The sequence below is a fragment of the Allobosea sp. 67-29 genome, from assembly GCF_001898115.1.
Lineage (GTDB): Bacteria > Pseudomonadota > Alphaproteobacteria > Rhizobiales > Beijerinckiaceae > Allobosea.
The window spans coordinates 40780-50722 of sequence record NZ_MKSQ01000019.1 but is presented as its reverse complement, the minus strand read 5'-3'; the positions used below and the strand labels follow the sequence as shown (position 1 = coordinate 50722).

Sequence of the window (9943 nt, the reverse complement as noted above, 5' to 3'; positions counted from 1 at the left end):
TTGCAAGGAGGAGTTCATGGCGCAGCGCGCTCCGCATCCGTGGCCTAGGGACAGGAGAAGCGCTTTATCGCCTGTCGCCCGGCGGCGGTAGCCGCTGCCGCGCGGTCCGCTCGCCGTGCTTGCTCTCCTGCCCGCCGGCTGGTAACCGCTAGGGGTCGCCGACGGGCTCGGGTCCGAAGGGCGGCTGCCGGCCGTTCCGGCCGGCAATCGGCGCCGGAATAGCACAGCGGTAGTGCAGCGGTTTTGTAAACCGAAGGTCGGGGGTTCGATCCCCTCTTCCGGCACCATTCGAACTTGCGACCCAGCAGTTGAGTTCTTGGCTGTTTCGGCCGGGATTCGAGCCTTCAGGCATAATTTTACGCATATTTGTCGCAGGTTTCGTTGTGATGCGGTTGCGGCCTCTGCCCGCGCCGCACCGGCCTAGGCCCGCCACTGCCCTCGCCTGCCACGGTCGCGCCTCGACAAAATCCGTACAAAACCCAGCCTCGGTGTTCACGTTTCACCCCTCGCTGGACACGTCGACCATCGGCAGCGATCGTCGCATCTCAAGAGCGGGAGGGAATCATATGGCGACGTTGTTGACCTGGCTGCCGGCAGTGGCGGCCATCGCTGCACTCGGGTCCGGCGGATTCTGGGTGGCAGCAGCGATTATCGCCACCCCAATGCCTACAGCGTGGGCTAGCGGGCCGCCGTGGTCCGTGGTGAACAAGATCGAGAAGCAGGCGCGGCGAAATGCGATCGCGGCCTGGCTCGCCGCTATTTCGGCCTTTGCGCAGGCCGGGACACTTCTGCTGCCGAGACTGATAGGCGCCTAGCCTATCACCACGCCGTCCAGCCCTTCACATAGCCGCGGCGGCGAATGTTCTCACGGATCTCGCGGCGGGCGAATTCGCGATTCCGCTCTGTCATCCGGAAATTGTCCGCCCAGAGCGGCGACGTCCCCGAAGCGATGATGGGATCGGCGCCGATCGCGACGGCGCGCAGGATGTCGGCGTGGCAGTCGACGAAAGGCGAACACCAGCAGCAGAGATCGCGGCCGTCGCCGCCGGCGTGCCAGGTCAACTCCGCGCGGATCTGATCCAGCGTCGGCGGCAGCGGGCTCCCCTGCTGCCGGAGCTCGGCCAGGGCTGCATCCTGGACCGGTTGAGTCATATCGGTGAGCCGGCCGGCGATCCAGTGGGCGAAGAGCTTCGCCGCCGCCCATTGCCGGGCCTTCCAGGTGTCGAGATGCCAGCAGCCGGCCAGCGCGATCGCAGCCGGGCCGGCGACGCGAAAGGGGTTGCCCCAGCGGCCGAGGCCTTTCCCGGAGCGGCCGACATAGACGGTATCGCTGGGAACCCGCGCCCCAGGCTTCCGGCTGCGCTGGATCCGCTGCCCATACTGCGCCATCAGCGGTGCGCCTTGCGGGCCTGGTCGCGCGCGGCGTTGAGCTCGGCCATCATCGCCTCGGATCCCCCGGGCTTGTCGGGGTGGCGTTCGGCCGCCAGGCGCCGGTAGGCGGCATCGATCGCCGCTGGCGAGGCATCGGCGGCGACGCCAAGGATCTCGTTCCAGGGCTTGCTGCCCGGCGGAGGAAGCGCCGCGGCAAAACCGGCCATCGCGGCTTTCACCATGGCGACGCCGGCATGACGCATCTCGGTGCGGCGCGCCTCGAGGACGTGATGAATGGCCTGGAGGTTCTCGGCCGGCTTCCCGTAGATGTCGACGGCGAAGCAGCGCTGCTCGCCGTCCCAGAGGAACCACACGGCGACGCCGGGATCGGACGGCTTGTCCTGGCCCAGACTGACGTTGGACGAGATGATGATCTCGCTGACCGGACGGCCGCTGTCGGCACCGAAGCGGCGCAGCGAGTCGCGGACATTCGCCAGGGCGCCTGACAGGCTGGTCCGGAACTGGGATGTCCGACGGGATTTCGCGCGCGGCATGCCGTGCGGCCAGGACAGCGGATAGGGAGTCGTCATCGTTTCACCCTGAAGTGCGAGGCCGGCCAGGCCAGCTTGAGATGCCCGATCGCCGGCTGATGCGCGGTGACCGCCACGCCGAAATCCCGTTCCACGGCGGCGCCGGCGATGATCGAGAACAGCACGGACGCTCCGCCCGGGAAGCGCTCGAGGTCCCCGGCGCGGCCGCGGAGGTGCGGGCAGTGCTTCAAGGCGAGCTCAGCGCAGCAGCGATGCACCGGCGACTCGGCCGTCATGAACCAGCCTTCATTGAATTCGCCGAGCTTGAACCACCAGCGATCGCCGGCGGGCGTCTCGTCCCCGCAGACGGTGCAGCGCATCTCCATGATAGAGCGGCGCTGCCGGACGAAATGCGGCTTCGCGAAGACCGGCTTGCCGACGCCGGGATTGTGCGGCGAGCACATCGCCCGCTTGCCCTTGGCCCAGCGGCACGGTCGGACCTCATAGCGGTCCTCGCCGGTCCAGGACGCATTCCAGGGAACGATGGCGCCGCCGTAGCTCAGGACCGGCATGACCGCTCCCTCTTCGCCCATTCCCAGCCATGGATCACGGCATCATGCGGGAGAGCGTAGTGACGCTCGCAGCGGAATCGAGCGACATACCGGGCGCCAGGCTTCGTCGGCATCAGGATCTCGACGACCTTGAAGGCGGTGCGGCCGCGCGCCGCCATGATGTAGTCGCCCAGCCGCGGCAGTTCGCCCGGCCAGTGCAGGGCCGTGAGCATGGCCGGCTTCATAGACCTTCTCCACGCAGCAAGCCGTCTTCGCATTGGCCTCCGCCGCCGTCTCCACCATCCCAATTGGTGCCGTCGAAATCTGCAACGATCAGGCGACGGCCGCGCTCGTCGGCATCGCCGCGAAGCGAACCGCTGCCGGCGCCGCCAAAAAGGATCAGCCCGAGTCTGTTCGCGTCTTTCATGGCTCTATTGATGCGGCGTGCGATCCTGTCGACGGCTTTCACGTCAAGCCCCATCGCGCGGCACTCGTCTTCGTTCGCCAGCATCACGCCCCCTCCTCATCGGCGGGCATGCTTCGGCGCCAGCGTTCGCTGCGCCATTCGGGCGCGTCATTCGGCCAGAACCGCGCCGCATCCTCGAAGAGGACCGGGACCTCGGAGGGGTTTTCGTTATACTGGCGGCCGCCGCGCGCGCCGGCGCAGATGGCGAGCGCCTGCTCGCGGTCATAACGGCCTGCTTCCTCGAGCTTGGCGCGATAGCCAGCTTCGTCAGGCCCCCACCATGCGCTATGCTCGTTGGACCAGACGACGTAATCCGCTGCGCAGACCATCTTCCCTGCCTTCGGGGTCGGGAGGGATGCCAGCGCGAAGTCGGCCAGCTTGCGGTAGCGCTGCCAGCGAGGGCTCGACTGATCGGGGAGCCAATCGAGCTCGATGCCATCGCCTCTCGCTATCGCGCGCGCAACGCTGTCTCGCGCTTCTGCTTCGGCAGGTGTCGAGAGACCCGGTAGGGGGCCGCGACCGTGGCGTGTCGCTCGCTTGGCACGGATGCGCGCGATCGTCTCCGGCCGGATGAGGTTTGCGAGATCGGCTTCGGCGCATTCCATCAGGCCGTATCCGGCCTCATTGGCCAACGATGTCAGCGAGGTCATAGCCGCGCCGATCTCCTTGCCGGGCTCGCCTACCGGGCGACCATAGGTGTAATCGACGAGAGCGTGTGCCTCCTCGCGCGTCATGCCGAAAGCCTGACAAACTTCGTTGGCCTCCTCCGCAAAGCGATCACGGCGCTCGGCAACGTCGGTGGGGTCGCCATCGAACAGAACCGCGCACGCCTGCGCCACCCGGCTAGGATAGCTCGCCACCGCATCCCCCCCGGTCGGCAAGGCTTCTGCCTCGGCACGGGGAGCCTTGAACTTCACAGAACGCGGCTCGATCCGGTCCAGCGAACCGTCCGCATTGACGCGCAAGTACCCCGCGCCGAATAGACAAGCATCTTCCCGCGCTTCTGCCTCGGCAGGGGATGGCGACGCGGGAGCGGACAGGGCGGCGTCACGCGCCTTGGGGAAAGGCTGCCACAGGGTTGGGTTCTCAAAAGACTGGTTCTCGAAATCATACCAGCCCTCGCGACGACGGCCTTCGCCATCATCCTCGACCTGCCAGCCGCACTGATAGGTGAAAGGCCCTTCGCATGCGATGAAGGTGACGCGTTCGTCTTTAGGCGCCGTGCTGATATCTCTCCATCCGTCCCCGCCGCCCGCAGGCTCCGAGGCGGACTTGGCGAGGGTGGCGGGGCCTGTCCAGCGTTCCTGCACGTCCGCGAAGGGCGGAATTTCCTGACCGAAGCGACCCTGTTCCCATGCGTCCCATGCGCCTCCCTTGACCCGACTGCGCCATTCCCACGCTCCGCTCGTCTGGGAAGGCAAGGCTTCTGCTGGGGACGTCACGCCACGATCCTCCGTTCGAGCTCGGCGATGGCTCCATCGATATCGGAGCGCTGCCGGCGCATGTGCTCGAGCTGCTGCTGGAGCCTCTCTCGGTCGAATTGCCCGGCCTGGATCTCGCGCAGGCTGAAGCCCAGACCTGTGAGCTCGACGATTCTGCGGATCCGCTCCCGATCGGCGTCGGAGTACAGGCGTTCGCGGCCCTTGCGCGTCGGCTTGATCAGGCCGCGCTGTTCGTAGAAGCGCAGGGCCCGCAGGGTCAGGCCGAATTCCGCGGCCATCTGGCCGATGCCATAGGTCGTCATCGCTGCGATTCCTTCTCAGTGCGGCGTTTGAGGGTGCTGAGCTTGTGCTGCAGCTTCGCCCTGGCCAGCAGCGTCGGCTTCAGCTCGGCAGGCGCGTCGTCGAAGGCGAGGAAGGTCTTGTGCCGACCACCGTTGAGGCGGGCGAGGACGGCGCGCGGCACCGCCTCCCAGTTCGACGGATCGGTGTTGGTCTTGTCGCCGTCGAGGCATTTCAGGACGAAGCCTTCCGGCAGCGGGCCGTTGGCCTTCTCCCAAAGCCAGCGATGCTTGTGGACCTGCCTGGTCGCGGCGCCGGTCCAGGGGTTGCGTTCCTCGACGATCAGGATGACGTAGCCGTCCTGTTCGTCGATGCGCTCATGCCCGGGCCCGCGATAGGTGTGAGGCCGCTGCCCCTTCTTGAAGTGCGTCCGGACGGCGTTCGGATGAAGCCCGCCGGTACCCGGCGCGCAGCGCTTGCCCTTGTTCCGCGGCGCCTGGCCTTTCTCGAACCGGCCCGTACGCCCGGTCTTCCAGCGCTGGCGCTTCCGCGCCGCCCTGACCTGGGCAGGAGAAACGTCCTCCCGGCCGAAAGCCGCGCGGAACCCGCGATAATACTCCTCGTGTGGCAGGGTGGCGTTGGCCCGTAGCCAGGCAACCTCCTCAGCATTGAACAGCCGCAGCCGCCCGGCATAGCGGCCTCCGGCCCGGCCGACCTTCCAGCCCTTGCGCTTCCGCAAGGCATGGAGGTGCTCCATGCGAACATCGGGCCTGTCGAAAGCGGTGACGAAACCGCTGTGATAATCGGAGATCACCATCATCCGGGTGGCCTCGAGCCAGGCCATCTCCTCGTCGCTGTAGGGGATGACCCGGCGCTTCATGGGATCGCCTTGAGGCCACGGCCTTCGATCGCCGGCATATAGGGCCCGATCTTCGAGCCGTGCTCGGCCATGAGCGATGCCGCCTTTACCTGCAGAGCGGCGTTGCTGACGATCTGACCGGAGACCTGGACGATCGCTTCCGCGCGCTTCACCTCGCTGGCGATCTGATCGGGCGTCAGCCCCTCCTCGCCGAGACGCTCGAGCTGCGCGAAGAGATGATCGTTGAGGTCTGACAGCTTGTTCTTCACAGCGGGCGCTCCCAGAGTTTCAGCGGCAGTTCGTAAGGCAGCATCAGCGGGTGCAGGGGATGGCCGTCCCCGGCCCTGCCCCAGCACTGCAGCTCGGCGCCGATCCGATCGGCGATCGCACAGGCCTCGCGCCAGCGGCCGTGCAGCCGCGCAGGTAGCTTCGCCAGCGGCCCCCAGGCGACGACCCGGATCTCCGATTCCCGCAGAGCCTGCTCGATGTAGCGGTCGTTCTCCGGACCGATCGGATCACCGACTCCGCGTAGCGCGCGGACATCGCGATCGCGCCAGGCGAACTTGTTCCAGACCAGCAGCCGGCTGGCATCCATGCGGCGGGCGAAGCCGACCATCCGGCGCATCGTGGCGTCGTTCTGCTCGCCATCGGCCGTCGACGGGTTGACCAACCCGATCGAGATCACCGGGCCGGGCCCGCCGAATTCACGAACGGCGAGGTAGCGGTACCGTCCGCAAGGCGAGGTCACAGCCGACCCGGCGGGAGGTGTGGCGGGGAACAGCGTCATGGCTCTCGCCCCTCGAAAACAGGCGGCTGGGCGATATGCGTGCAGCTATAGGCGAGGCGCTTCCGGCGGATATCGGACCACGCGATCTCGTCGACGCGGAACAGCAGCGGCAGGCCGTCACCCGGCAGCCATTCGATGATGCTGCCCGCCTCGGCATGCATGCCACCCCGAATACCCATGCGGATCGGATCGGACGTGATGAATGTCCATGGGTCGCCGGGCCTGAGGTCGCGCCAGGCCGGGCGGAAGCGCTCTCCGGCAGTCATCATAGCCTGCACTCCCATAGCCCTTGCGCGCCTTTCGCCGGGATCGGCGGCTCCAGCGGCTGGACGTCGAGCATCGGCCAGCCCCAGTTGAAGGTGCCGTCGCGGTCGGAATCGTTGCCGGCGCCGAACTCTCCCGCGATGTCGTCGCCGCGGCGCGGCCGGCCGACGACGGCAGTGCAGACGACATGAGAAAGCGGGATCGAACGCTCGCTGGCTGTGCCGAACAGGGTATCCGGCGACTTCGACAGCGAGGCCAGGATCTGCTCCAGCGCCGGGATGGCGATCTCGGCGTTGAGACAGGGATTGGTCATCCTGGCATCGCCCTTCAGCGCCAGCAGCAGGGCACGGACCTCCGAGCCCCGCACCGGCCGAGCCCCGGCGTGGATCGCGATGCGCTGACCGACGATCGCCGGCGGCGGCAGCCACCCGCGGAACTCGAAAGGCTTCGCCTTGATGGCAATCAGCGAGGCCCAGGGCTGCCACACGGTAAGGGCTTTCATGCCCGGGCTCTCCTGTTCATGATGCCGGCATGTCCAATGATTCGATGCCTGAAGGCTGGGAACAGCGAGCTGTCGAAGTATCGAGCGTCGCACTCGCCACATCGGTCGCGGCGCTTGCGATGCAGGTGTTGGGCATGGCTGACCGAGTGCCGGACAGCGACAAGGCGCTCCGCGCGCTGCTCGTTAATGTTGCTCCGGACGTCTCGGACGCGGTGATCGATGCCGCCCTGGGGCTGGTCGTTCACGCCCTCGGCCAAGTTGAGGTTCTCCGGGCGAACGGACTGCCTCGGCACTAAGAGTTGGCGCCTCATGAAAGCGCCTCCGGGAATTCGAGATGCTCGCGGCCGTCGAGAAGGCGCCCGGCTTTGGTCTTGCCGAAGCGCGCTATGATCTCGGCCCGCTCATCACTGGGATCACCCCAGACGGCGTCCTGGCCGACCAGATGACGTCCTGTGGAGGTTACGACCGAGCATTCGGCCGTGCCCGGGGGATGAAGTTCGCAGGGCCCATACTCCCCCCACTGCTTCAGCATGAAGGCGGTGCCGGTCTCAGCGCAGAGATCGCGGTCGGCGCGAGCCCAGTCCGGATGCGACGGGCGAGCGTCAGCCCCGCTCTCGCCGCCATAGATGATCCAGGACAGCCGCGGGCCATGATCGAAATCCGGGCCATCGGGATACATGGTCCCGCTCTCCCCGGTCAGCCAGTTCCACATCCGCTTGCCGTCCGACGACACCCCGCTCCAGCGGATCGCGCCGAGCGCCGGCTCGTGGCTGACGCCGAACCACTGCCGGCCTGCGATCGGAACGTTGAGCAGTTTGGGGATGTCACGATCGGCCTCGTCCTGGTCGACGACCGTGATCATCAGCCCGACATGGTCGAAAGCTCCATCGAGCCAGCCGAACGGCAGCTTGCCGGCGATGTTGCCGACTCGCTTGGTGAGCAAGATCCAGCGCAGATCCGGGGTATCGCGGATCAGCTCCCAGAGCTGGCGGCGCCAGGTCGGGTCGACGGCGCTGTCGAACACATCCGCCAGCGAGGCGCAGAACACCCGCGGCCAATGGCCATGCTTCGCTCGAAAGGCCTGCGCCTTCCGGTTCCAGATCCGCGGCTGGGCCCAGTTCGAGGCCGAGGTCCGGCGCCGCGGAGCGTGCGGCCCCCAGTTGGCAACGCCGGCGAAGCGGCGATTGCGGGTCTCGGCATAGCAGTGGTCGCAACCCGGGCCGACCTTCTGGCAGCCCTCCCAGGGGTTGAAGGTGTGGTCGCACCACTCGATCGCGGAATTCTCACCCATCGATGCGCGCCATCACGATGAAGATCAGGCCCAGGCTCAGCAGGAGTGCTGCAGCGCCCGCGGCGGATGAGGCCTGGGGGTTACGATCCCGGAACAGGGAGACTGCCCGGACGCCTTCCAGCGCTCCGAACACGCCGAAAACGGCGGCGCCGGCCTGAAAGAGCGGCATCATTGGTCCGGCCTCGCCAGGTGCGCCGGGATATCCGCCTCGCCCGCCTTCCAGCGTGCGATCATCGCCCCGAGCACGGTGATGATCTCGCCCCGCTCGGTTGCGGAGCTGATGTAGCTGCAGCGGCCCTTGGTCCAGACGAACAGCGTGAACGCGACGGGCTCGCCGGCCGCTTCGCGGATCTCCTCGTCGACGACACCGGCGATACGGCGCAGATCGCGCGATACCGCCTCCATGACGTGTTGGCTGCGATCAACCGTCGACATCGTTGTCCTCCTCGTCGTCATCGGCGAGGAAATCGTCATCCTGGTCTTCGTCGGGAGACTCGGCCGGAGCCGGCAGGGCGGTGCGCGACGGCGGCGCATAGCCGCGGTTGACGCGGATGGCGGAGGTCTCGTCCGTCGGCGTCATCGAGAAGATTGAGGCACCGCCGTAGTAGTGGCTGCTGAAACCGGTGATGGCCTGCGTCTCGTAATCAACCTTCGGGATGTCGATGCGCAGCATCTTGGTCCCGAAGCGCTCCTCCTCGCGGACGCGGCCGACATGGCGGCGATGCCCAAAGATCTCGACGACGCACCAATCCCAGCCGTCATCCTCGGTGGCCACGGCCGCCTCCTCCGTCGTCTGTGTCATGCTGCGATCCTCCTGGCCTGGTCGGGGGTGGCACCGGCGGCACGGGCTCCGGCCTCGGTGACGCGCCAGCTGTTGTCGGGGTAAAGGCCGGGGCGCGGCCCACTGTGCAGCCGGGCGAGGCCGCGACGCTGCAGCTCCTGGAAGACGAGATCGTCAGGCGAGCCGGGCTCGGCCATGAACATGTTGCGATAGGGGTTGCGAGCGCGGTTCAGCCCCAGGGCGTGCTGCAGGCAGTCACGCTCGTGATCCGAGATGCCGGACATCGTCATCGGGTGCATCACGCCCTCCCCTTCGGACGGCGCGCCCGTTCCACTTCGGCCCGGGCATTGGACATCTCGCGGCGGGCGTTGACCTGCCACGCCGCGACGGTTTCCATCAGCGCGCTGCGCATGATTAGCCGGCGACCATGCGGCGCCTTGAAGAACGGCAGCTTGTGGTCGTCGGCGAGCCGGCGGACCTGCCGCTCGGTGAACGGCTCGCCGTCGACCCGATGGATGCCGAGCGCGGCGAGCTCGCGGCTGACCGCGTCGAAGTCGAGTGCGCGGTCGCCGTCCGTCATGCCGTCTCTCCGACGGCCTGGAGGTAGAGGTCCATGATCGCCTCTTCCTCCTTGCGCTCGTCGAGATCGCGTTTCCGCATCGCGATCACCTTGCGCAGCACCTTGACGTCGTAGCCGATGCCTTTGGCCTCGGCGTAGACCTCCTTGATGTCGTCGGCGATCGTCTTCTTTTCCTCCTCGAGGCGCTCGATGCGCTCGACGATGCTCTTCAGCTGATCGCCCTGAACCGGGTCGTCCATG

General features: G+C 67.2%; 21 protein-coding genes and 1 tRNA gene. 3 read left to right on the top strand and 19 right to left on the bottom strand.

The genetic code is table 11. From position 1 onward, the window contains the following. Positions 1–212 precede the first annotated feature (212 nt). Positions 213–287: transfer RNA gene (locus BGO20_RS15135), tRNA-Thr, on the top strand. A gap of 279 nt (positions 288–566) precedes the next feature. Continuing rightward, on the top strand, positions 567–815 hold the full coding sequence (locus tag BGO20_RS15130; RefSeq protein ID WP_291664435.1) for a hypothetical protein: 249 nt from the start codon (positions 567–569) through the stop codon (positions 813–815). A 4-nt stretch (positions 816–819) separates the two neighbouring features. Here BGO20_RS15130 and BGO20_RS15125 read toward each other — a convergent pair whose 3' ends face one another. From BGO20_RS15125 to BGO20_RS15070, 12 genes are read right to left on the bottom strand one after another with little or no spacing between them, the layout of a single operon-like run. Beyond that, positions 820–1389, bottom strand: coding sequence for a DUF4326 domain-containing protein (locus tag BGO20_RS15125; protein WP_291664436.1), 570 nt, complete (start codon positions 1387–1389; stop codon positions 820–822). Then, on the bottom strand, positions 1389–1961 hold the full coding sequence (locus BGO20_RS15120) for a J domain-containing protein (RefSeq protein ID WP_291664437.1): 573 nt from the start codon (positions 1959–1961) through the stop codon (positions 1389–1391). Before BGO20_RS15120 ends, BGO20_RS15125 begins: the two co-directional genes overlap by 1 nt. Next, the gene (locus tag BGO20_RS15115; protein WP_291664438.1) at positions 1958–2473 is read right to left on the bottom strand and encodes a hypothetical protein; all 516 of its coding nucleotides are present in this window, start codon (positions 2471–2473) and stop codon (positions 1958–1960) included. Before BGO20_RS15115 ends, BGO20_RS15120 begins: the two co-directional genes overlap by 4 nt. Further along, complete coding sequence (locus tag BGO20_RS15110) at positions 2461–2697, bottom strand: hypothetical protein (RefSeq protein ID WP_291664439.1); 237 nt, start codon at positions 2695–2697, stop codon at positions 2461–2463. The genes BGO20_RS15115 and BGO20_RS15110 overlap by 13 nt, the downstream gene beginning before the upstream one ends. Continuing rightward, a complete protein-coding gene (locus BGO20_RS15105) occupies positions 2694–2963 on the bottom strand; it encodes a hypothetical protein (protein ID WP_291664440.1) in 270 nt (89 codons plus the stop codon). Before BGO20_RS15105 ends, BGO20_RS15110 begins: the two co-directional genes overlap by 4 nt. After that, positions 2963–4360, bottom strand: coding sequence for a hypothetical protein (locus BGO20_RS15100; protein WP_291664441.1), 1398 nt, complete (start codon positions 4358–4360; stop codon positions 2963–2965). The genes BGO20_RS15105 and BGO20_RS15100 overlap by 1 nt, the downstream gene beginning before the upstream one ends. Then, positions 4357–4662 (bottom strand): MerR family transcriptional regulator, encoded by a 306-nt coding sequence (locus BGO20_RS15095; protein WP_291664442.1) that lies wholly within the window; start codon positions 4660–4662, stop codon positions 4357–4359. Before BGO20_RS15095 ends, BGO20_RS15100 begins: the two co-directional genes overlap by 4 nt. Next, the gene (locus BGO20_RS15090; protein WP_291664443.1) at positions 4659–5519 is read right to left on the bottom strand and encodes an HNH endonuclease signature motif containing protein; all 861 of its coding nucleotides are present in this window, start codon (positions 5517–5519) and stop codon (positions 4659–4661) included. The genes BGO20_RS15095 and BGO20_RS15090 overlap by 4 nt, the downstream gene beginning before the upstream one ends. Then, complete coding sequence (locus tag BGO20_RS15085; protein ID WP_291664444.1) at positions 5516–5767, bottom strand: hypothetical protein; 252 nt, start codon at positions 5765–5767, stop codon at positions 5516–5518. Before BGO20_RS15085 ends, BGO20_RS15090 begins: the two co-directional genes overlap by 4 nt. Beyond that, positions 5764–6285, bottom strand: coding sequence for a DUF1643 domain-containing protein (locus tag BGO20_RS15080; protein WP_291664445.1), 522 nt, complete (start codon positions 6283–6285; stop codon positions 5764–5766). The genes BGO20_RS15085 and BGO20_RS15080 overlap by 4 nt, the downstream gene beginning before the upstream one ends. Beyond that, positions 6282–6554: a hypothetical protein gene (locus BGO20_RS15075; RefSeq protein WP_291664446.1), complete on the bottom strand. Its 273-nt coding sequence runs from the start codon at positions 6552–6554 to the stop codon at positions 6282–6284. Before BGO20_RS15075 ends, BGO20_RS15080 begins: the two co-directional genes overlap by 4 nt. Then, positions 6551–7051, bottom strand: a complete 501-nt coding sequence (locus BGO20_RS15070) for an ASCH domain-containing protein (RefSeq protein WP_291664447.1) — start codon at positions 7049–7051, stop codon at positions 6551–6553. The genes BGO20_RS15075 and BGO20_RS15070 overlap by 4 nt, the downstream gene beginning before the upstream one ends. Positions 7052–7080: 29 nt before the next feature. Between BGO20_RS15070 and BGO20_RS15065 the strand changes: the two genes are divergently transcribed. Beyond that, positions 7081–7347 carry a hypothetical protein gene (locus tag BGO20_RS15065; RefSeq protein WP_291664448.1) on the top strand — a complete coding sequence of 89 codons (267 nt, stop codon included), beginning with the start codon at positions 7081–7083 and terminating at the stop codon, positions 7345–7347. Positions 7348–7358: 11 nt separating this feature from the next. Here BGO20_RS15065 and BGO20_RS15060 read toward each other — a convergent pair whose 3' ends face one another. The 7 genes from BGO20_RS15060 to BGO20_RS15030 are packed head-to-tail and all read right to left on the bottom strand — an operon-like array spanning position 7359 to position 9942. After that, entirely contained in the window at positions 7359–8342 is a 984-nt protein-coding gene (locus BGO20_RS15060; RefSeq protein WP_291664449.1) for a DUF5131 family protein, read from the bottom strand. After that, on the bottom strand, positions 8335–8514 hold the full coding sequence (locus tag BGO20_RS15055; protein WP_291664450.1) for a hypothetical protein: 180 nt from the start codon (positions 8512–8514) through the stop codon (positions 8335–8337). The genes BGO20_RS15060 and BGO20_RS15055 overlap by 8 nt, the downstream gene beginning before the upstream one ends. Next, complete coding sequence (locus BGO20_RS15050; RefSeq protein ID WP_291664451.1) at positions 8511–8777, bottom strand: hypothetical protein; 267 nt, start codon at positions 8775–8777, stop codon at positions 8511–8513. The genes BGO20_RS15055 and BGO20_RS15050 overlap by 4 nt, the downstream gene beginning before the upstream one ends. After that, entirely contained in the window at positions 8764–9144 is a 381-nt protein-coding gene (locus BGO20_RS15045) for a hypothetical protein (RefSeq protein WP_291664452.1), read from the bottom strand. The genes BGO20_RS15050 and BGO20_RS15045 overlap by 14 nt, the downstream gene beginning before the upstream one ends. After that, positions 9141–9422, bottom strand: a complete 282-nt coding sequence (locus BGO20_RS15040) for a hypothetical protein (protein WP_291664453.1) — start codon at positions 9420–9422, stop codon at positions 9141–9143. Before BGO20_RS15040 ends, BGO20_RS15045 begins: the two co-directional genes overlap by 4 nt. Continuing rightward, positions 9422–9703, bottom strand: coding sequence for a hypothetical protein (locus tag BGO20_RS15035; RefSeq protein WP_291664454.1), 282 nt, complete (start codon positions 9701–9703; stop codon positions 9422–9424). Before BGO20_RS15035 ends, BGO20_RS15040 begins: the two co-directional genes overlap by 1 nt. After that, positions 9700–9942 (bottom strand): DUF2312 domain-containing protein, encoded by a 243-nt coding sequence (locus tag BGO20_RS15030; protein ID WP_291664455.1) that lies wholly within the window; start codon positions 9940–9942, stop codon positions 9700–9702. The genes BGO20_RS15035 and BGO20_RS15030 overlap by 4 nt, the downstream gene beginning before the upstream one ends. Between the last annotated feature and the right edge of the window lies 1 nt (position 9943).